Raw genomic sequence first — 20,228 nt, 5'->3', positions numbered from 1 at the left:
TCCCGAATGAGGGCGTTGGGTCCAGCGTTGATGGGTGAAATCAAGCCACGTTGGACCATGCCTGTCTTGCCAGGTCGCACTTTGCGACACCGTACCGCCAGCGATGACCTGTCGCGGCCCTGCGGCTCTGGTAGAAAAGCACCAGCCGATTGCCCTCGATGACGACGGTCGAATGCCCATTTTCACCTGGTTCTCCAGGGTCAAGAACCGGCCCGACCGTGCGGTAAGGGCCCTCGACCTGCTCGGCGAGCGCGAAAAAGACCCGCTGGCGGCTGCCGCGGGGCCCTTCGGGGAGAAAGCATGTGGCGTTGAGCAGAATGCGGCCGCCCGGCAACTCGACAAGCTGCGCACCCTCGATGCCCCATTCATAGTCAGGGTGCTCACGCGAATTGTGGTGAGGCAAGTCGGCATGGTCGAGTATCTTGCCAACCCGCTTCCAGGGCCCAAACCACGAATCCGACTGGCTGCGCGCGAGATAAATGTCGGGCTGCGGAACCTTGGTAAACCGTGGCATGCCTGAATAGACGATATAGCGCTTGCCACCGATGAGGGCCGGATGCGGATCGTAGATTCCGTCCTCATCCGTACCGGGAAGTGCATCGATCGCGGACCCCAGCAGGGTCCAATCGAAGCCGTTGTCCGAGACAACATGCTCACAGCGGCCGCCCGATTTCATGAACTCGGTCTGGATGAACATATGAAAGACGCCGGCCTCGAAGATCACACCGGGGGCCGCCACCCCCGATCCGACGAGCGACAGCACGATCGGTTCATGCTCGGTCCATGGCCCCTCCATCCCAGGCGCGGAGGCATGGAGAATCCTCCACGTCTCGTTCGTCACCGTGCCACTTGATCCGAACATGTGCCATCGGTGCCCATCGAAAACCGGGCACGGGTCCTTCACATCATCGACGTTCGTCGGCTGAAACAATGGGAAGACATTTGTTTCAAAAGTGACTGACATCAGTCCCTCGTTAAAACTTCGATTTTGCCGACAACTGCGCTGGGCAGAATCGGTTTCACCAGGCGAGTTTCTACCGTTGCGCGAACAGGCGCAACGGGAACCCGCTGCGTTGCGCAGGTCCAGCCCGGGCGGCGTTCGGACTTGCCGCTCGCTCAGGGGCATCGAATTCAATTCAGCAGCGGAACGAGTGTCGCTTAGCCAAGTTAGCCCCTTAGCTGACATCACATCTTAAGGCCGTTATTAACATTTGTTGTACGGCCACGCCTAATAGAATTTCTTCACAGAATTAAGGGACGCTTAAATGAAAAACCGGGCAGTAGCGAAGGACCATGTAACTTCATCTGATTCCTCTCTGTTATTGTGCTTCTCTCATTTGCGATGGAATTTCGTGTACCAGCGTCCTCAACACATTCTGACTCTCGCTTCGAAATCCCAGAAGGTCGTTTATTTCGAGGAGCCCATCTTCGAGTCTGTCGCGAAGGCCTCGATGCGAGCCGATCTGATCTCGCCATCCATCACAGTCGTGACGCCGATCCTACCGCTCGGGACAGATCCGGCGGATGCCACAAAGATCCAGCGAAATTTCGTTGACCAGCTCATCGCGGCGACGCCCCAACACCTGCTTACACTGTGGTACTACACGCCGATGGCGCTGCAGTTCAGCGACCACGTCCTATGCGACGTGTGTGTCTACGACTGCATGGACGAGCTTTCCGCGTTCAAGAACGCTCCGCCTGAACTGATCCAGATGGAGCGGAAACTTCTCGAACGCGCCGATATCGTCTTCACCGGCGGCCAAAGCCTTTACGAAGCCAAGCGCGGCCTGCACCGCTCGATATTTCCATTTCCGAGCAGCATCGACTTCACACACTTTCATCAGGCAAGGGCGACCGGAGAGGACCCGCACGACCAGATCCAGATTCCCCATCCACGGGTAGGCTATTTTGGGGTCATCGACGAAAGGCTCGACGTCGGCCTGGTGGCCCAGGGAGCCCGCGGCATGCCCGACATCCATTTCGTCATGCTCGGGCCGGTCGTCAAGATCGATCGCGACAGCCTTCCGCGAGCCGCCAACATCCATTGGCTTGGCGGCAAGGATTATGCAGATTTGCCGAACTATCTCAGGCATTGGGATGCGGGGTGGATGCCGTTCGCGCTCAATGCGGCCACCCGCTACATCAGTCCCACGAAGACCCCGGAATTTCTCGCCGCCGGCGTTCCGCTGGTCTCCACCGCGATCGTTGATGTCGTACGAACCTACGGCGCCAAAGGTCTGGTTGAGATCATCGATGCAAGCGATGCCGAGGTGAAAATCCGATCCGTCCTGGCCCGACCACGCGACAGCTGGCTCTCCCGTGTCGACGCTTACCTCGTCGACATGTCGTGGGAGAAGACCTGGGTCGCAATGGCCGGACACCTCGAGCACGCCCATTCGAGGAAGAACGTCGTCGCGTTCAGACGGAGCGCTTGATAATGTTTGACTGGATGATCGTGGGTGCCGGCTTTGCCGGCAGTGTGTTGGCCGAGCGCATCGCTTCCCAGCGAAATGAAACTGTGCTGCTGATCGACCGACGCAGTCACATCGGCGGCAACGCTTTCGATTGCTACAATGAGGCTGGTATCCTGATCCATCGATACGGACCGCACATCTTTCACACCAATGCCCAGTCCATCGTCGAGTATCTCTCCCAGTTCACCGCGTGGCGGCCATACGAGCATCGCGTCCTGTCACAAGTCGACGGAAAGCTGCTGCCCATTCCGATCAACCTCGATACGATCAACCGGCTTTACGATCTCGATTTGACGTCGGAGGCGCTGGAAGGGTTCTTTGCCGCTCGCCGCGAGCGGGTCGAAGAAATCCGCACCGCCGAGGATGTCGTCGTCAGCACAGTCGGCCGCGAGCTCTATGAGAAATTCTTTCAGGGCTATACTCGAAAGCAGTGGGGGGTGGACCCGTCTCAGCTCAGCAAATCGGTGACGGCGCGCGTTCCGACGCGAACCAATCGAGACGATCGGTATTTCGGCGACAGCTTCCAGCAAATGCCCGCCGAAGGATACACGCGCATGTTTCAGCGCATGCTGGACCATCCCAATATCAAGATCATGCTGCAGACGGATTATCGCGACGTCAGGGCAAGCATCCCGTTTCGCCGGATGATCTATACCGGACCGGTCGATGAGTATTTCGACTGGAGGCTTGGCGCGCTGCCCTATCGGTCACTGCGGTTCGACCACATCACGCTGGATCAAGAGCAGTTCCAGCCTGTCGCTGTCGTGAATTATCCCCAGACCGAAGCGTATACGCGCATCACAGAATACAAGCACCTCACCGGCCAGCAAAGCACGAAGACCAGCCTCACTTATGAGTATCCGACTGATGTCGGTGACCCCTATTATCCGGTGCCGCGAGCCGAAAACGAAGTGCTTTATAAGCGGTACGAAGCGCTTGCGGCCGAAGTCCGCGACGTCTGGTTTGTCGGCCGCCTGGCGACATACCGATATTACAACATGGACCAAGTCGTAGGTCAGGCCCTTGCCACCTTTGGACGGATTCAGAGGCAGCTGGCTGCGGGCGCGTCGACCGCGGTCGAGGCAGCGGAATGAATGGGCCGCTCGAAATGTGGGGGGGTGTGGAATGCAGCCATGTTCGCGTCGGCCCAATCGTGCGCGATCAATTGTCGGAAACCGGGCATCTGCATCGGACCGAGGACCTTGAGCTGATTGCGGCACTCGGGATCCGAACACTTCGCTATCCGGTGTTGTGGGAACTGGTTGAACGCACGCCCGGCTCCTATGACTGGAGCTGGACGGATGCCAGACTCCGTCGTCTCAGGGAACTTGGTATCGAGCCGGTTGCCGGCCTGTTGCACCATGGCAGCGGCCCGCCTTGGCTGGACATTCTGGATCCCGATTTTCCGGGGAGTTTCGCGCGTTATGCGGGGGCGGTTGCCCAGCGCTATCCCTGGTTGAAGCTTTACACACCCATCAATGAGCCGCTGACCACGGCGCGCCTGAGCGGGCTCTACGGCCTCTGGCATCCGCACGGTTCGAGCGAGGCGATTTGCTTCCAATTGACTGTCGCCCAATGCCTGGCGACCGCATGGGCGATGAGGGCGATTCGCAGCCTGACGCCAGCGGCGGGTCTGGTACAGACGGAGGATGTCGGGCGGGTGTTTTCAACCGAAGCTCTGGCCTATCAGGCAGACCATGAAAATGAACGGCGCTGGTTGGCTCTGGATTTGCTGGCCGGGCGCGTCGATCATCGACACCCTTTCCATGGCCGGCTCCTGGAAGCAGGAGTCCGTGCTGCGGATTTGTCATCGCTTGCGGCCGAGCCATGCGTACCGGACATGATCGGCCTCGACTATTACCTGACAAGCGACCGGATGCTCGACGACAATGTCGACCGCTATGAGCACGAACGCGTCGGCGGGAATGGCATCGACGCCTATGTCGATAGCGCAGCAGTCCGGTCCGATCGCCGCCAGGAGGCGGAGTTGGGCCATCGGATCGACGAAGTCTGGCAACGCTACCGCTTACCGATCGCGATCACTGAACTGCACAATGGATCGACCCGCGACGAGCAGGTTCGCTGGCTGGCGGAGGGATGGAAGGCGGCGCAGGAGGCCAGGGCTCGCGGCATCGATGTCCGCGCGGTGACGGCTTGGTCCGTCTTCGGCGCTGTCGACTGGAACTCTTTGCTGACCGCGCGGAGCGGATTTTATGAAAGCGGAGCGTTCGACGTTCGGGGCGGCGTCGCCCGGCCAACCGCCCTTGCACAGACGATTGCACAACTGGCCGCGCGGGGGGCCGTTGACCATCCCGTTCTTGATGGGCGAGGCTGGTGGAGGGAGGAGCATGCATCCGGGACGTGTGAGGCACGACCCCTCCTCCTCGTGGGTTTCGGCCGCACAATCTCGACCATCGAGGAATGCTGCGCTTTGCGCAGGCTTACGGTAGTCGCGGCGGCCGCAGCCCGGGTTAAGGCATCCATCGCGGATCAGCGCGCATGGGCGGCGATCCGCGTGGAAGGGCAAGGCTCCCGCAAGGATGCCGCCTCGACAATCAGGCTCGTATGCCACTATCCCGACAGCACCGAGCTCCTGCTCCAGGTCAATTCGACCGCGCCGACCATCGACATGTGCCATGCTTTTCTCGATCTGGTTATCGATGGCGAACGCGGTTCGCTCGAGATGCTGCACTCTGGACCAGGCAATCAATATAGTTTCGGCAGGCTGACCATAGGGACCGAGCGCTCGGTCCAGGCTGAAAGCTTCGTTGCTTGATCCCTTTCAGGCATCAACCCTGGGGCGCCACCGGAGACAATGCCGGCGATTTGCATGCCCCCGGATCAACTAAAACTATCACTGCCCGACAAGACTATCGGCCACCCTAGAGTTAAGCCTGTTGGCAAAAGCATACCTTTGTGCCGCTTCCATGACTCGGCTCAGCTGGTACTTCTAGGGAATGGATGGGGCTTTCCCCAGCGTAACAAGGAGGCACGCGGAAGCAACGTCCACAGCAGGAACTTGGGCCGCCGCGCTGAGTTCAGTGGACATGACGCCGATCAGCGCCGGCGCATGCGCTCATGTTTGACTGTTTGGAAATTGTAGCGGTGAGCTATCTCTCCGTTCGGCTATCGGCACCGGGATATCTTGCATCGGCCCCAATGCTGGAAATGGAGACCCCAATGATGAAAGTACGCCAGCATTTCCCCGCTCCGGGAATGGTGGACTTCGGAGATCTGAACTTCATCGAGCCATTGAGCCGCGCATTTGGTGGCGATCGTGGCAGGCCGCTTGATCGCTATTATATCGAAAGCTTTCTGGAACGGCACGCCGGCGACATCAAGGGCCGCGTCGCCGAGATTGGGGATGACGTCTACACGAGACGTTTCGGCGGGGAGCGCGTGGTGCGGTCCGACATCATCGATTCTCCAGAAAGCGCCAATCCGTGCGCCACAATCAAGTGCGACCTCCAGCGTGAGGAAGACATCGAGGCAGCATGCTTCGACTGCATGATCGTCACTCAGACCCTCCACATGATCTATGACATCCGTGGGGCCTTGGCGACCGTCCATCGAGCGCTGGCGCCTGGTGGGGTCGTGCTGGCCACCGTTCCTGGCATTACGCCGATCGACGCGCTGGATGGTCCTGAAAAGTGGTTCTGGGCTATGACGCAGAGCGCCGCCCGACGCCTGTTCGAGGAACGGTTCGGGCGTGCCGGAGTCGTGGCCGAACAGTTTGGCAATGTCCTGGCAGCGACGGCCTTCCTGCAAGGCATGGCCTTTGAAGAGATTGATCGCGCCGACCTCGACGTCATTGACCCGCTATATCCGGTGATAACGGGGATCAGGGCATCCAAGTCGATGCCCACCCGCGTCGTGTAGGCCAAGGTCAACACTTCCGCGACTGTCTTTTATGCACGTGGGCGTCCTTCAGCCGTGAGCGTGCACGCGGGACGGAACTTCGTCCGATCTGCGAGATTGCGTTCGATGGGCACTTCTGCACGAACAATCCGGTACCAGATCGACGAGATGATGGGCGACGAACTCGTCGCCAGCCATGCAGTGAACGGACATGACCCTGTCGATGCTTTGGAGCAGATCGTCGCGGGTCCATTTATTGAGCGCGGGCAGCATTTGCGCTGGTACCGGGTCGTCGACGAGGCGAGTGCCAGCGTCTTCGAATACAGTGTTCCATCGTGAACAGCCCACCCTCACCCGCATCAAGCCCCTGGCTCAGCCTGCCATGTGCACCTCGCGGCTAGCGGATGCCGACCCTCAATAGAATGTCGGCGTACGATTTCCGGGAACGCGGCACGATCATGCTCGTTGTCGAACAGGGAGACCACTCATGATCATAGACGCGCATCTCCACACGACAGGCCAGGAGACAACGGCGGGCGTGCTGCACACGCTCGATCAGGCCGACGTGGACGTGGCGTTCCTGCTCGCCCCGTTTCTGACACCGCCCTATTCGCTCGCCGACGCCGGCTCGCTGAGGGCGGGCAATCGATATCTATCGGACCTGCTTAAGGCACACACGGATCGGCTCGTGGGCTTTGCTGTCGTCAATCCTCTCCACGATGATGCGGCCGAAGATCTTGAGCGCGCCGCCGAGTTGCCAGGTATCCGTGCTTTGAAGATGGTGCCTACCGGATGGTATCCTTACGATGATTGTGCGCATCGGGTCTACGAAGTCGCGGCCCGGCTTGATCTGCCGATCCTGTTCCACAGTGGCATCTTCATTGACGGACGCTCCGGACGGTTTTGCCGGCCCAGCTTCTACGAAGCTGTCAGGGATTACCCTGGTCTGAGGGTAACGCTGGCGCACCTCGGCTGGCCCTGGTGCGATGAGGCGAACGCCGTCGGGGTGATCGATCGCATCAATGGGATCGACCCGGCTGAGAGCCAGTTTCGTTTCGATATCTCCTTTGGGCCGCCACCGATCTATCGCGAAGACGTCTTCCGCAAGGCAATCGACGTCATAGGTCCGCGGTCCATCCAATTCGGAAGCGACCGTTTCCTTCCATGCGAGGGGAGTCACATACGGGCGGCAATCGACGAGGTGATGGACATCTTCGATCGTCTTGAGGTGAGCGTATCGGATCGCAAGACGATCATGAGCTACACGGCATCGGAATGGCTGCGCCTCGACCAATCCGCCGAAGACAGTCCCGCCTCATGACACGCGCCCCGCACATCGTGGCCAAACCCGGCGAACAGATCCACGTTCTGGAAGTCTTGGGAAATGCGATCGTCGGCGGCATGGAAAACTACGTCCGCAATCTCATCGCCTGCCTGCCGGCGGAAGAATACAAGGTGTCGCTGTTGTGTCCCTTCGAGAGCGCGTTCACCAAGGCGCTGCGCATCGAGGGCCGCGACGTCTTCATCGCGCCTCTGCGCGACGACCGCCCATGGCGGACAATCGAGTTGATCTGCACGCTCGTGCGACAGCATGGCGTCCATCTGCTTCACGCCCATCTCATGAACGCGCACACGGCGACCGCGATTGCCGGTAAACTGACCGGAACACCAACCGTGGCGACGCTGCATGGCATGAGCCTGCAACCGCAGGAAATCAGCGTCGTACGCAACACCGGCAGCCACACGATCGTCGTCTGTAGGGAAGCATGGTCGCAGGCTATGGCGGTCGGGCTTGCGCCCGATGCCGTCAGCCTGGTCCCCAATGGCGTCGATCTGTCGACATACAATCCCCAGTCGGCGGATCCCGCGGACTTTCGTCGGGCCATCAACATTGGTACCGACGATTTCCTGATCGGTTTTGTCGGTCGCCTCGCGTGGGAAAAAGGTCCCGACAAATTCCTCAAGGCGGCCGAGTATATTTTGCAGCGCCGGCCCGACATCCACTTTGCCATGATCGGTACCGGTGTGATGGAAACCGAGCTAGCAGAGGCGGCAGGCCGTGCAGGCATAAGCGCGCATTTCCACATGGCGGGCCTTTGGCCGCGACCAAATAAGGCTTATCCGTCGCTCGACATGATGCTGCATACGTCGCGCGCCGACGCCATGCCCCTGGCGATCCTGGAGGCCATGGCCTCCGGCGTGCCGGTGGTCGCAATCGGGGTCGGGGGGGTCCCGGAAATCATCGAAACCGGAGAGACGGGAATTCTTATAGGAACAAGCGAATGGCCGGGGATTGTGTCCGAATACGCGGGCGATTGGGAAGGTGTCGCGCAGGCAGCGTTGGCCCTGATCGGACAGCCGAAGCGTCTGAAAGACATGTCGGCAAAGAGCGTCGTCAGGGCTCAAGCTTATTATGACATTCGTCGCTCGGCCTCGGCGACCAGCCAGCTCTTTCGCCAAATGCTCCGGCCCGCTCTCGAACAGGCCCGGCTTCATTCCGTGACGTGACCTTCCTTCGGATTGATCGTTGACGGCGAAATAGAGCGGCCACCCCCTCACCGGAGGCAGAAGCATGGACGTCGGAAGCATCCTTACAAAACTGGGCACGCTCTCTGCGCGGCCATGGGCGTTTTTGATCTTGCTGGGCTACGGCGCCCTGTGGGCAATTTTCGAGCGGGAAAGCCTCGACTGGCATGGCGCCGCTACATTGGCCACGTGGGCGATGACGCTCTTCATCCAGCGCGCTGAGCACCGGGACACGCAGGCGATTCAGGCCAAGCTGGACGAACTCATCCACGCCAACGGCGCTGCCCGAGACGAGGTGACCACGATCGATCAGAAAGAGCCAGAGGAGATTGAGCGGCAGAGAGATGCCGAGCAATCCGGAGGGGCAGCCCGACGTCGTGACACCGCATGATCGTGAACTGTCTACTGCTCACTGCTCTGTCGGCTCGGCAGGATCCAGAGCGTTTGCCACGGCGTCCTTCTTAGTGCGCGGAAGGAGCGTCATCGACAGGATAAATGTCGACAGGATCAGGCAGACGCCATTGGTGATAACGATCGGCCATTCCTTTTTGATAAGCCCGAAGGTCAGCCAAAGCGCAAATCCCAACACTGTGATTGCGTACATCGGCGCCGAAATGCCGGCCGTATCTCGGCTCTTGATGATCTTCCAGGCTTGCGGCGCGAAACTCGTCGTCGAGCAAACTGCGGCCAGAGAGCCAATGATCGTTTCAAACTCCATCCAGTGCTAACTGCCCGGGCCCATTTTGGTTCATCAGCGACTTCGAAATTATCCGACATCCCACAGTTCTCCTGGATTGCCCTCCTCAGTCATGCGCCGGCGATAACGGTGTCCAGCGGGAACGGAGGACTAGCGCGCAAGTTGAACACAGAACGTCTCCAGCCGGAATGCCATGACAAAGCCAAAACCCATAGATCGTCCGCCTGACGTGGTCGGTCGGAGTGCATTGCCTGACGCCGGCCTTCCCACCGATGAGCGGCGGACCACATGGCGTGTGAGTTCCTCGGCGATAGGCGCAAGGCTGATCGAGCGCGTTCGTGATGCCGGCCCCGATGGCGTGGTCTTCATCGCGCGAAGCGAGAGCCAGGCGGAGGAAGTTTCCATCTGCTGCAAGGCGTTCATGCCCGAGTCTCAGGTAATCCTGTTGCCGCCATGGGATTGCCTCCCCTATGACCGTATCCAACCCTCGCGTGAAAGCATGGGCAGGCGCGTTGCAGCCCTGGTCGCAATGGCCGAGCCAGCCTTTAGCCCGGCTCGACTGGTTGTCACATCGCCAGAGGCGGCGCTGCAACGCATCGCGCCGGTGAAGGCGATGGCGACGGCATTCATAACCCTGTCCGCAGGCGAACCTTTCGACATCGACGCGCTGTCCGATCGCTTGTTGTCGCTTGGTTATCTCCTCGACGATCGGGTCGACGAGGCCGGCGAATTTTCCTTGCTCGGTCAGGGGCTCGATGTATATCCGCCCGGTGCCCCGAATCCATATCGAGTTTTCATTGAAGACGGTGTGGTCTCCAGCATCCGTTCCTATGATCCTGTCACGCAACGCACGCTCGAACCGGCGCAGACAATCGAAATCGTGCCTGCGACGGAGCTTATGGCTGCCAATATGGAAGCCGACCTGGCGGATGTGTCGAGTATCGAGTCGCGGATTCTCTCAGCCGATGTCGAACTGGCCAGCATCTTTGCGCTTTCGCCGCGAGCCTCGATCATCGTGGGGCCAGGCGTCGACGACCGTTTCGACGCCGCGATCACACTGATCGACGAAGCTCGCCATGCACGCGACAAGCAAAGAGGTCGCAAGCCGACGGCGGAGCGTTTCTACCTCGATCGCCGTGCCTTGAATGCGGAATTGAAGCCCCGGCGAACCGACCTTGAAACAGCCGGCTTGACCTCGGCTCCCGACTTCATCGGCGAACCGAACCCGTCCAGGGCCGCAGCGGCATTTGCAGACGAAATGGCCCAGGCGGGATTGCGGGTCGTGCTTGCCGGTGCGGCCGCCGACGTTGATCGCCTTGCGAGGACCGTCGGACGGACGCTCTCGCGAGAAATCGAGGAAGCCGCAAGGTGGCCAGACATCCTCAATGGTGAGCCGGGCAGCGTCGTGCGGTTCGCGGCCGACATTGAAGACGGTTTCATCGATCAGACCGCCGCGCTGGCTGTCCTTGCAGGCGCCAACGTTTTTGGCACCAGGTTCAACGCATCAACCCGAACTCGCACCGGGCTGATCGAGGAACCCGATTTGCGGGTTGGCGATGTCATCCTTCATGAAGATCATGGTCTTGGGGTGCTGCGGGCGCTTGAAACGCTGGAGCTGGACGGGAAAGTCGCTGAGGCCGTCCGGCTGGAGTATCACGGCGGCGCGTCGCTTCTCGCCCCCGTAGACGAATTTGGCCGCATCTGGCGCTATGGGGCGGAGGCGGACGCGGTATCGCTCGACAAGCTCAAGGGCGACGGGTGGGCCAAGCGCCGTGCGCAACTCGACGTGGAGATCGACGAAACCGCCGATCATCTCGTCAGGCTGGCCAAGGAGCGCGAGAAGAACGGTGCTCGCGTGCTGACCCCGCCACGCGCTGCCTATGCCCGCTTTGCTGCAAGGTTTCCTTACCCCGAGACCGTGGACCAGTCTGCAGCGATCGCCGCCGTTCTCGAAGACCTGTCGTCTGGTAAGGCGATGAACAGGCTGGTCTGCGGCGATGTCGGATTCGGCAAGACGGAAGTGGCATTGCGGGCAGCGGCGGTCGTTGCACTGAACGGGGGCCAGGTAGCAGTCGCGGCGCCCACGACCGTGCTGGCGCGCCAGCATTTCGAAACTTTTTCTCGACGGTTCGAAGGGACGGACGTCACCGTCGCGCTTCTGTCCCGCACGGTCGGCGCGGCCGAGGCGGAGGCGGTCAGGGCTAGCCTTGCCGACGGGTCGACAAGAATTGTCATCGGGACGCAGGCCATCGCAGCCCAGGACGTGACATTTGCGGATCTCGCCTTGCTTGTCATCGATGAGGAGCACCGGTTCGGCGTCAGGGTCAAACAGGAGCTTCGTGGCCTAGCGCCTCGACTTCATGTGCTTTCTATGAGCGCGACCCCGATACCGCGCACCCTTGCGGCTGCGATGGTCGGGGTCCAGGAGGCAAGCTTGCTCACCACCCCACCTGCGAGGCGGCGACCCGTGCGAACCGAGCTCTCCCCATTTGATACTGTCTTGATCAAGACCGCTTTAATCCGCGAGCGTCGCCGATCCGGGCAAAGCTTTTGCGTCGTTCCCCGTATCGCTGACATCGAAGCGACTGCCACCGAATTGCGCAATCTGGTGCCCGACTTATCGCTTCTAATCGCACATGGTGAGCTCAAACCCGCTGCGATGGACGATGCGATGGTTCGCTTCGCCAATGGTGAAGGCGATATTCTGCTTTCGACCAACATTATCGAGAACGGCCTGGACGTTCCGCGAGCCAACACCATTATCGTCATTCGCGCAGATCGATTTGGCTTGGCACAACTGCACCAGCTGCGTGGCCGGGTCGGACGAGGAAGAGCCCAAGGCTCGGCCTATCTGCTCACCGAGCCAGGCAAGGAAATCGCACCTGAGACGAGAGCGCGGCTCTCGACCCTTCTGGCTTTGGACCGACTCGGTTCCGGCCTGCCGATCAGCGTGCGCGATCTCGATCTTCGCGGCGCCGGCGATCTGGTTGGTGAAGACCAAGCCGGCCATATGAAGCTGATCGGCCTTGGCCTCTATCAGCGCCTCTTGGCAAGGGCGGTGAAAAAGGCGCGAGGTGACGACAGATCAATATCGGAGCCCGAGATCGACCTGGAAATTTCGGGCGCGTTCCCATCGGACTATGTCCCCGACGCCACTGTCAGACTCAACCTCTATTCCCGGCTGCAACGCATCGAGCGCGCAGCCGAGATCGATGCCTTCGCCGATGAACTGGAAGACCGTTTTGGCGCTCCGCCACCAGAAACGATGTTGCTCTTTGAGTTGGCCCGGCTGAAACAAGCCGCCGCCGGTGCCGGCATCGTCAGGATCGGCGCCGGCCCCGCAGCCATCGCCATCGAGTTCGCGCAGCCGGACTCGAAGCTTCTGGCCCGTCTGCAAAAGTACCCAGATTGCACCCCAGGCGAAGAGCGCGTGATATTCAAGATCGCTACGACACCGGGGCCGGGCCGTTTGCGCGCCACGAGAAAGCTTGTCGATTTTTGCCGTGCGGCAACGACCTAAACATGCCGAATCTTTGTCAGCGGGGTTGGCAAAGAAAGTGGCCTTCGCAACGGAGCGCTTCGACCAGCAGAAGTGTCGCGCCAAGGCAGTCGCCGGAAGCCTGCTCAGCCATGGTGAGGAGGTTCCAGCGAACCAAGGGCTGGATGAAGTCATCGAAACCCTGACCCACAAAATGGGAGATTACCGCTTGGCCAGGTTTGTCGAGAGCCATCAGTCCGAGGCCCCCGGTCGGATAGGCCAGCGCTGCGATGCGTTGAAGGTGCCGATCCCCATCGACACGAAGCTCGAAGAGGATCACGCCCCGAGTGCGCTCGGCGACGAGGTTAACCTTGTCGGAGAAAGGGCCTGGCATGTGGCGGATGGTGCTGACCACCATCTCAAACATGATCTCATCCAAGCCTGCAGAAATCATCTGGCGAGCTTGCAGGACTCGTCGGCAACCACAACGGTCAAAAACATTTATGCACAGCTAAACAACGCACTGATTTGTCGCAAAAAATCCACCTTCGCGGTTCTTCGTCGACAGCATCGACGACGGTGACCGTTGCGCATCAGAGGCTTCTGCCTTGTGCGCGCGTCGAAGGTGGGGTGGGAAGACATTTGTCCAACACCACTCCTCACCGGCGGCCCCTCTGGTCGGCAGCCGGCGCTCAGAGGTTCTTGTTGATCTTGGACGCGACCTTGTTTGTGGCGTCCTTGACAGCCGATTTTGCATCGCCGACCGCCTTTTGCACTTTGCCCTTGGCTTCCTGCGCCTCGCCCTCGGCCCTGAGCCTGTCATTGCCTACCGCTTTGCCCGCGCCTTCCTTGGCTTTTCCAACCGCCTGGTTAGCAAGACCCGAGGCCTTGTCGCTCGTGCTTCCCACAGAAATATTCCTCTTCGTTGGCTGTGAACGATGGCCACCCGCAACGTCAGAGCCATGGAAAAGTTCCAGGGCTTGCCCGGGAGAATGATCGAGCCAATGGCCTCATCACCTCTCCCTGTCGGGCTCACCCTCGCAGCCATCAACACGGTCTCCTCTCCCGATAAACCTGGGGTGATGCGCAGCGTGGTTTCGTCGGCATGGCGGCCACCGTACGCTCGTCGTTCTTCGAGGGGCTTCCCGATCAGCGTGTCACATGCGGAACGGCAGGACCTAGTCCGCGTTGTCAGGCGATGAGCTACCTCATCCGCAAAGGGACCCCGGTCGACGATCCAACCTTGATCCGTCATTACACAGCGTTGTGGGAGAGCTATGGCGTCGATCCGGTCAACATCAAACTCGACGCCGAGGCCGTCACCTCGAAGTTCATTTTGTCTGGGCGGCGGCATTTCGAATTGGGGAGCTTCCTTGCGGAAGTTGATGGCGTGGCCGTCGGGTCACTGGCCTGTCAGGTCGAACGTCTGCCCTACCCCGACGTAGCGGTCCCATCGTTTCGCAAGCATGGTTATATCTGGAGCGTGTTCGTTGAACCCGCGGCCCGGCGAAATGGCGTGGCCCTGGCGCTGGTAAGGTCCGGGGTCGACTATTTGAGATCCATCGGTTGCACAAAAGCGGTCCTCCATTCATCGGATGCCGGCGAAGGCGTTTACCGCGCCGCCGGATTTGAGATCGCCAAGGAGATGCGGCTGGATCTGACCACGGGCTGAGCGGAGCCAGATCAATTCAGGAGAGCCTGTCTCTTCCAGCCGCAGACCATCTCGGCCGGGCGATTCATGTGCACAACAAAGCGGTGCTTTTCGTCAACCTTTCGCAGGTCGGGAACAAAGGTGAATGATCAACATTCCTTTATTGAAGGGACGCCGTTTTCAGCAGACAGGACTATAAACATGAAGGCTTTGATCTTGAGCGCCTTGGCGCTTTCTCTTGGCATCCCGGCTGTCGGCATGGCCGCCGAGGCTGACGTGGTGATCACAGCGCATCACCGTCACCACCATCGCGCCGCCATCGTCTATAATGACGAGGGAGGTCGGCTCCATCATCGCCATCACCGGCATGTCGCATTCTACGACAATGGCGAGCGTGCGTGGCGCCACCGCCATCACCGCCGGGATACGGTCATCGTGACGATGGGTCACCGTCGCCATCACCATCGACACGTCGTCATCGATCAGGGCAACGACGACTAGGCCGCGTTTGCTTGCCCGGCTTCGCTATATTGAAAGGCCGGAGCCCGGCGCAGCCGGGGGGAAATGCGGAGCTTCGATCACCTTCGCAAGGTCGAAGCTCCCTCAACTCAGTGCGGTGCGCCGCGCGGCTATCCGGCTTGTCGCAGAGTTTGATTGCGTGATCGAACTGCAATTTTTAGCACTGTCGCGTCGGCAACGCCGGTTTGAAAAAGCCGCACAAGCTCAGCCGCAATATCGCTGGCCTCAATCGATTCCAGGGAAATGTCCGCTTCACGGCAAAGCTCATCAAAGACGCGCTTGAGTGCGCTCAGGTCGTCGGGGTAGATGGCTTGGTTGTGCGAGCAACGGTCAAGCATCGGACAAACTCCAGACAGGGCCAGTGAGCGTGTGGGGGAATATGGCTCCCGGGCGATGACCTGTCGTTTAAAAATGATTGCGCCTGCCTGATGTTGGATTTGACGACAAGGCCTGGGCGGCGGAACGTTTGCACGGCCGATGATAGACAGGCGTGGGTTGGCTGCTTGCGAATGCCACAGGTTTTCGAAACCTTTTGTCAACCATGGCGACACGGTAAATACTTTACGGCGAACCGATCCGGTTGCGGGAGGTTGTGGACGGGCCTGCAGCAAAGAGGACAGTCCAGAATGCATCGTCTCTCCGTTGTTACCGCCCTTTTGGTGTCCTTCGTGGCGGCTTACGCGACGTGCGTCTGGGCAACCTCGTCACACCCGATCGACTTCTTCGAGGCCCAGGCGTCACCCATGCTGATACGCGGCTCTGATTAGTGTTCGTGAGACGCCGATTGGAGGCTTTCTTCATGGAGCCGCTGGTCCCACCAGTTGACGGTGGTTAGGAGCGGCCCGGCGAAAACCTCGGCTACGCTGGTAATGTAGGAAAAATGGCAGCGTCTGAACATCAGGCCTTAGCTGGCGCCGCGCGATCCACTAACGTCGGCCTCCGCATTTGAGTCGGATGACCATGGATCCTACAGCCGCAGACACCCTTTCTAGCATCGCCAGAGATTGGGCCATCGCCTTGACCGAACGGCGAAGCGTCACTGGCACTGATGACGAGAAGTCTTTTGGGCCATGGTTAGCAAAGGTCCTGGGTGAAAGGCCGCCTTTCGATCGCGCCAAAATCTGGACCATCGAGGTCGAGCCGGGGGACGGTCGCCACTGCGTTGCAATGCTGGTTCCCGGTGCGGGTCGCGGCACGGTCGTACTGACAGGCCACTACGACACCGTGTCGACACGGGACTACGGTGACTTGGAAGCGTTGGCCACGCAACCGGCAAAAGTGACTCCGGCCTTGGCGAGCAGCCTGGTGGGGGTGGAGACAGATCAGGGCAACCTGGCGAGGACCGATCTCGAGACCGGGCAATTTCTTGCTGGACGGGGTTTGCTCGACATGAAGGCAGGTCTGGCGGCGGGATTAGCGGTCTGTAATGTCTTTGCCAACGGTGGGGGCACTGCCGGCAATTTGCTGTTCCTGGCCGTGCCCGATGAGGAGAATAATTCGGCGGGCGCCCGTAAGGCCGTGCAAATGCTGCCTGCGTTAGAGCGCGAACACGACTTGCAGATTCTGGCGGCCATCAATCTCGACGCAATCGCTGACGACGGCGATGGCAGCAAGGGCCGCGTCATTGCTTTGGGGACGGTCGGAAAGTTGCTTCCCACCGCATTCGTCGTCGGCATTCCCACTCACAGTGGTTTTCCGTAGAACGGGCTCAATGCCGCAACGATCGCGGCCGCGATCGCTGCCCGGCTGGAATGGGCTGCCGAGCTGACTGAAACTTCCCAGATGCTGTCCGCAACTCCTCCCAGTCTGCTCAGCATCCGAGATGGGAAAGCCGCATACGATGTTACGACGCCAGCAACCGCCTTCGCCACCTTCAACGTGCTAAGCTACCGGCGCGCTCCACACGAGGTTCTTGCACGTTTCGACCAGCTCTGCCTCGAAGCAGCCAGAGGGTGTCTGGAGGCATTGGCGCGGCGGCCTACTGACGGAAGCGCCAGTCGTGGCGGCCGTTCGATCTCATTGTATCGTTACGAAGCGGTTGTGGACCGTCTCGATATCGAGGACAGATCACGGCTTGCCGAGGTCACCGCCGACCTCGCCCGCGTCGATCTGCCTTTGTCGGAGCAGTGTCGTCTTGCAACGCAAGAGGCCTGGCGCCTCAGCCGTTTGTCCGGCCCGGCGATCGTGACGGGATTCGGCTCTATGCCCTATCTGGCCACAAGCCTTTCTGATGCGCCTGGGGCTCGCCGTCTAAAGACAATAGTCAAGCGGCTCGCAACCGAATCCGCGGCTCTTTACGGCACGACTATCACTTGCACCGACTACTTCGCCGGTATTTCGGATATGAGCTTCTTTGGCGAGGTCGCGGCTGACGGTCTCGACATTGTCGGTCGCAACACGCCGCTGTGGACACAAGGTGTGCGGTGGCCAAAGACACACGCGTTGGCCAACATCCCCACCATCAACATCGGCCCATGGGGCCGCGACTATCATACGCCGCTGGAACGGCTGCATATTGGTTATGCGTTCGATGTCCTGCCCAGGGTATTGAGCGACGTCTGCGCGGCGCTCCTCGCCAACGAGAGCTGACCGACGCCGGAGGGCCGACGAGAACCAGAAACGACCGGGCTGCTACTTCCTCGGTAGTTTAGGCGGCAGCGCGCAGGGAACCGGTGGCTGTCCAACTGAGGTCACTGTGCGCGGGGAACCGTAGCGTCGCCAGATAGTTTCGACTTCGACTGCAACGGAGACACGAGAATGGGACCGAACTCATCAAACGATATGCTGGGACCGTCACCACGCAACGACAAGAAGAAGGCGACCGACGAAGCCACTGCCAAGACACCGGACAAGACAAACGACTGGGATCGCGACGCCGTTCACGGAGACGGAGACGAGGTGGGAATTGCATCGCACTCGGACGCCCCTGCTGAATAGCGGCCCCACCCGTTCCGCGAGAATGAGATGCAGAGAGTCGATCTGCTTTGTCAGTTATCTTGATCGTTGTCATGGCGATGGCCAACCTGTCGGCACGGCTACCGAGCCGAATAAGCGCGGCTTCCGCGCAGAGCAAAAAAACCTCCGAAAAATAGTGCTTCAGAACAGCACGACGAGCAGTGACCTGGCGCGCCACAGGAGGAAGCGACGGCGCTCGTGCCAATGTACCAGCAGATCAAATCCGACTGTGAGCAGGAGCGCGGTGATCACAGCGCCGATGCCAAGATCACGGATGAGCCCGCACCTAAGGGCTGCCCAGCGTGCAAAGGTCTTGGCTACGGACCACCATGGAACTGCCCTCGCCTGGCGAGGAACCGACGCGAAAGATTGGAGACGATGAGACAGATAAGAGTGTCGGCCAAGCCGGGCGGTTGCTCGCCCTGCTTTGCAGGCGCGGCGGCATTCCCTTGTACTCGGAATGCTCCTGGCTAACAGCCAGCCTGTTTTTGCATCGCCAAACCGCCAATTAAGGTGAAGCCGTCTGGCTGTCTTCAACGCAGATACAAATCGCTATTTGGATCTGACGAGACGTATGGTTTCTAGAGTTGCGACTCGATCGGCAGGGCACGCACGACCGCTGCCACTAGTCGACGGTAGAGACTGGCTTCAGGTTCGCTTTCAAATTGGCGCGTCTCACCGTCCAATGCACCGGTCCATCGAAGCTGATTGTGGTGCAGGCTCAACTGGTAGCTGGTCTGCGGCGAAATCTCGTTTTGAAAGCGCTGCCTTAATTGTGCTACCAGATGCTCGTCTTCGAAGAGCACACCCATTTCCGAGTTCAGGGTCACCGACCGCGGATCGAAGTTGAAAGATCCAACGAAACCTAACCTGTCGTCGACGGTGAAAGCCTTGGTATGAAGGCTTGCCCCCTTTGACCCAAAAACCGAGATCTTGGGTTGCCGGGCAAAGGGTTGCAGTTCGAACAGCCTTACGCCGCCCCTAAGCAGATCCTTTCGATAATTGGCATACGCGCCGTGCACCGCGGCTACATCCGTTGCTGCCAGCGAATTGGTAAGGATGCGCACTTCGGTGCCGCGGCCAACAAGGTCGAACAGGATCGACGCTCCGTTTCGTCCGGGGATAAAATAGGGCGTTATGACCTCAAGATGCTCCCTTGCCGACTCGATGATCGGCCGCAATTCCCGAAGAAGCCAATTCCTTCGTTTGCGACCGCGCACCTTTTCTGGTGGATCGGAGATCACACGCGCGTGTTCGGTCCAGACGACATCACTGCTCGCCTCAATGTATTGGGTGATCGTTGAGTATGCAGCTATCCGATCCAGGAGCCCCTCGCTGGCTTCCGCACCCGGATAGTTTGCTGAACCAGCGGCCGGAGCGGCGGGATGCAGGGCTCGAACCGGCCTGACAGATTCGCTGTTCCAGAACGTTTCGAATATCTCATTGGTTTGTTGGACCGCAGGACCGACGAGCAGAACGTCAAGGTCGCGGAAGTTGGTTTCAGCCGCGTCGAAATAAGCATCGCCGAGGTTCCTGCCGCCCACAATGGCGACCTCGCTGTCCGCGATCCAAGCTTTATTGTGCATGCGGCGCGTCATTGCGAACAAACGCAAAACCACCTCCACGCCACGCAGGACGATTCCTGTTCGCGTGCCGCTGGGATTAAAAAGCCTCACCTCGATGTTGGGATGGCTATCGATCGCCAAATAGAAAGCGTCGTCGTTGCGCGTATTGATGTCGTCCAGAAGAAGGCGGACGCTCACACCTCGATCAGCCGCAGCCAGCACCTCGTGCATCAGCAAACGGCCAGTATGATCGTCGTGCCATAGATAATACATCAGATCGAGCGTGCGCTGCGCCCCCCTTGCGGTCAGGACACGTACGGCCAGAGCATCGCAATTGTCGGCAATCAGCAGTAGGCCGTTCTTGCCTGCCTGGCTGTTAGCTTGCGAGAACCACGAGATGGCAGTGTCCATGAAAGCCGTCGGCAGAATCCGTCAAAACAGGGGACCGCATGAAATCGAGCATAAAACTGTCTTGAGCCGAACTGGTTGCATAAACGCTGCCGCC

The 20,228-nt window shown here is 59.8% G+C and carries 19 protein-coding genes; 13 read left to right on the top strand and 6 right to left on the bottom strand.

The annotated features are described in order from the left end of the window. Positions 1-40: 40 nt before the first annotated feature. Positions 41-964: a hypothetical protein gene (locus EN861_RS11430; protein WP_135863595.1), complete on the bottom strand. Its 924-nt coding sequence runs from the start codon at positions 962-964 to the stop codon at positions 41-43. A 301-nt stretch (positions 965-1,265) separates the two neighbouring features. Between EN861_RS11430 and EN861_RS11425 the strand changes: the two genes are divergently transcribed. From EN861_RS11425 to EN861_RS11395, 8 genes are all read left to right on the top strand, one after another. Further along, the gene (locus EN861_RS11425) at positions 1,266-2,435 is read left to right on the top strand and encodes a glycosyltransferase family 1 protein (protein ID WP_127277614.1); all 1,170 of its coding nucleotides are present in this window, start codon (positions 1,266-1,268) and stop codon (positions 2,433-2,435) included. A gap of 2 nt (positions 2,436-2,437) precedes the next feature. Beyond that, positions 2,438-3,568 (top strand): UDP-galactopyranose mutase, encoded by a 1,131-nt coding sequence (gene glf, locus EN861_RS11420; protein WP_135863592.1) that lies wholly within the window; start codon positions 2,438-2,440, stop codon positions 3,566-3,568. Beyond that, positions 3,565-5,250: a family 1 glycosylhydrolase gene (locus tag EN861_RS11415; RefSeq protein WP_135863590.1), complete on the top strand. Its 1,686-nt coding sequence runs from the start codon at positions 3,565-3,567 to the stop codon at positions 5,248-5,250. The genes glf and EN861_RS11415 overlap by 4 nt, the downstream gene beginning before the upstream one ends. A 404-nt stretch (positions 5,251-5,654) precedes the next feature. After that, positions 5,655-6,353 carry a methyltransferase domain-containing protein gene (locus EN861_RS11410; RefSeq protein WP_189343611.1) on the top strand — a complete coding sequence of 233 codons (699 nt, stop codon included), beginning with the start codon at positions 5,655-5,657 and terminating at the stop codon, positions 6,351-6,353. A 105-nt stretch (positions 6,354-6,458) separates the two neighbouring features. After that, the gene (locus EN861_RS35235) at positions 6,459-6,671 is read left to right on the top strand and encodes a hypothetical protein (RefSeq protein WP_135863588.1); all 213 of its coding nucleotides are present in this window, start codon (positions 6,459-6,461) and stop codon (positions 6,669-6,671) included. A gap of 148 nt (positions 6,672-6,819) precedes the next feature. Beyond that, complete coding sequence (locus EN861_RS11405; protein ID WP_127277622.1) at positions 6,820-7,653, top strand: amidohydrolase family protein; 834 nt, start codon at positions 6,820-6,822, stop codon at positions 7,651-7,653. Beyond that, a complete protein-coding gene (locus EN861_RS11400) occupies positions 7,650-8,840 on the top strand; it encodes a glycosyltransferase family 4 protein (protein WP_189343610.1) in 1,191 nt (396 codons plus the stop codon). The genes EN861_RS11405 and EN861_RS11400 overlap by 4 nt, the downstream gene beginning before the upstream one ends. 64 nt (positions 8,841-8,904) lie before the next feature. Continuing rightward, entirely contained in the window at positions 8,905-9,249 is a 345-nt protein-coding gene (locus tag EN861_RS11395) for a low affinity iron permease family protein (RefSeq protein WP_127277628.1), read from the top strand. A gap of 18 nt (positions 9,250-9,267) precedes the next feature. Here EN861_RS11395 and EN861_RS11390 read toward each other — a convergent pair whose 3' ends face one another. Continuing rightward, a complete protein-coding gene (locus EN861_RS11390) occupies positions 9,268-9,576 on the bottom strand; it encodes a SemiSWEET transporter (RefSeq protein ID WP_127277630.1) in 309 nt (102 codons plus the stop codon). Between the two features lie 226 nt (positions 9,577-9,802). On the opposite strand from EN861_RS11390, the gene EN861_RS11385 reads away from it, so the two are divergent. Further along, complete coding sequence (locus EN861_RS11385) at positions 9,803-13,075, top strand: DEAD/DEAH box helicase (protein WP_189343609.1); 3,273 nt, start codon at positions 9,803-9,805, stop codon at positions 13,073-13,075. After that, positions 13,044-13,616, top strand: coding sequence for a hypothetical protein (locus EN861_RS11380; protein ID WP_127277708.1), 573 nt, complete (start codon positions 13,044-13,046; stop codon positions 13,614-13,616). The genes EN861_RS11385 and EN861_RS11380 overlap by 32 nt, the downstream gene beginning before the upstream one ends. A gap of 109 nt (positions 13,617-13,725) precedes the next feature. Here the strand turns inward: EN861_RS11380 and EN861_RS11375 are convergent, their stop codons facing one another. Further along, complete coding sequence (locus tag EN861_RS11375) at positions 13,726-13,941, bottom strand: CsbD family protein (protein WP_127277709.1); 216 nt, start codon at positions 13,939-13,941, stop codon at positions 13,726-13,728. Positions 13,942-14,231: 290 nt separating this feature from the next. Here EN861_RS11375 and EN861_RS11370 point away from each other — a divergent pair, with 290 nt between their 5' ends. Continuing rightward, complete coding sequence (locus EN861_RS11370; RefSeq protein ID WP_135863582.1) at positions 14,232-14,705, top strand: GNAT family N-acetyltransferase; 474 nt, start codon at positions 14,232-14,234, stop codon at positions 14,703-14,705. A gap of 159 nt (positions 14,706-14,864) precedes the next feature. Here EN861_RS11370 and EN861_RS36805 read toward each other — a convergent pair whose 3' ends face one another. Together EN861_RS36805 and EN861_RS36260 are read right to left on the bottom strand one after the other, a co-directional pair. Next, the gene (locus EN861_RS36805) at positions 14,865-15,149 is read right to left on the bottom strand and encodes a hypothetical protein (protein ID WP_189523057.1); all 285 of its coding nucleotides are present in this window, start codon (positions 15,147-15,149) and stop codon (positions 14,865-14,867) included. A gap of 164 nt (positions 15,150-15,313) precedes the next feature. Next, positions 15,314-15,835 (bottom strand): hypothetical protein, encoded by a 522-nt coding sequence (locus tag EN861_RS36260; protein WP_245464322.1) that lies wholly within the window; start codon positions 15,833-15,835, stop codon positions 15,314-15,316. 328 nt (positions 15,836-16,163) lie between these two features. Between EN861_RS36260 and EN861_RS11355 the strand changes: the two genes are divergently transcribed. Further along, positions 16,164-16,904, top strand: coding sequence for a M20/M25/M40 family metallo-hydrolase (locus EN861_RS11355; RefSeq protein ID WP_189343607.1), 741 nt, complete (start codon positions 16,164-16,166; stop codon positions 16,902-16,904). Positions 16,905-16,985: 81 nt separating this feature from the next. Then, entirely contained in the window at positions 16,986-17,792 is an 807-nt protein-coding gene (locus tag EN861_RS11350; RefSeq protein ID WP_135863578.1) for a hypothetical protein, read from the top strand. Positions 17,793-18,739: 947 nt separating this feature from the next. Here the strand turns inward: EN861_RS11350 and EN861_RS11340 are convergent. After that, complete coding sequence (locus EN861_RS11340) at positions 18,740-20,134, bottom strand: phospholipase D family protein (protein WP_135863574.1); 1,395 nt, start codon at positions 20,132-20,134, stop codon at positions 18,740-18,742. Positions 20,135-20,228 lie beyond the last annotated feature (94 nt).

The organism is Mesorhizobium sp. M8A.F.Ca.ET.218.01.1.1 (assembly GCF_004791165.1).
Lineage (GTDB): Bacteria > Pseudomonadota > Alphaproteobacteria > Rhizobiales > Rhizobiaceae > Mesorhizobium.
This window is presented reverse-complemented; position numbering and strand designations above follow the sequence as displayed.

Bases quoted from the DNA above. Each gene is read 5' to 3' on its own strand.
- EN861_RS11355 (WP_189343607.1), top strand. From the start codon at position 16,164: ATGGATCCTACAGCCGCAGACACCCTTTCTAGCATCGCCAGAGATTGG.
- EN861_RS11430 (WP_135863595.1), bottom strand. From the start codon at position 964: ATGTCAGTCACTTTTGAAACAAATGTCTTCCCATTGTTTCAGCCGACG.
- EN861_RS11390 (WP_127277630.1), bottom strand. From the start codon at position 9,576: ATGGAGTTTGAAACGATCATTGGCTCTCTGGCCGCAGTTTGCTCGACG.
- EN861_RS11415 (WP_135863590.1), top strand. From the start codon at position 3,565: ATGAATGGGCCGCTCGAAATGTGGGGGGGTGTGGAATGCAGCCATGTT.
- EN861_RS11370 (WP_135863582.1), top strand. From the start codon at position 14,232: ATGAGCTACCTCATCCGCAAAGGGACCCCGGTCGACGATCCAACCTTG.
- EN861_RS11405 (WP_127277622.1), top strand. From the start codon at position 6,820: ATGATCATAGACGCGCATCTCCACACGACAGGCCAGGAGACAACGGCG.
- EN861_RS11400 (WP_189343610.1), top strand. From the start codon at position 7,650: ATGACACGCGCCCCGCACATCGTGGCCAAACCCGGCGAACAGATCCAC.
- EN861_RS11410 (WP_189343611.1), top strand. From the start codon at position 5,655: ATGATGAAAGTACGCCAGCATTTCCCCGCTCCGGGAATGGTGGACTTC.
- EN861_RS36260 (WP_245464322.1), bottom strand. From the start codon at position 15,835: ATGCATTCTGGACTGTCCTCTTTGCTGCAGGCCCGTCCACAACCTCCC.
- EN861_RS11350 (WP_135863578.1), top strand. From the start codon at position 16,986: ATGCTGTCCGCAACTCCTCCCAGTCTGCTCAGCATCCGAGATGGGAAA.
- EN861_RS35235 (WP_135863588.1), top strand. From the start codon at position 6,459: ATGGGCACTTCTGCACGAACAATCCGGTACCAGATCGACGAGATGATG.
- EN861_RS11425 (WP_127277614.1), top strand. From the start codon at position 1,266: ATGAAAAACCGGGCAGTAGCGAAGGACCATGTAACTTCATCTGATTCC.
- EN861_RS11340 (WP_135863574.1), bottom strand. From the start codon at position 20,134: ATGGACACTGCCATCTCGTGGTTCTCGCAAGCTAACAGCCAGGCAGGC.
- EN861_RS36805 (WP_189523057.1), bottom strand. From the start codon at position 15,149: ATGGTGATGGCGACGGTGACCCATCGTCACGATGACCGTATCCCGGCG.
- glf (WP_135863592.1), top strand. From the start codon at position 2,438: ATGTTTGACTGGATGATCGTGGGTGCCGGCTTTGCCGGCAGTGTGTTG.
- EN861_RS11395 (WP_127277628.1), top strand. From the start codon at position 8,905: ATGGACGTCGGAAGCATCCTTACAAAACTGGGCACGCTCTCTGCGCGG.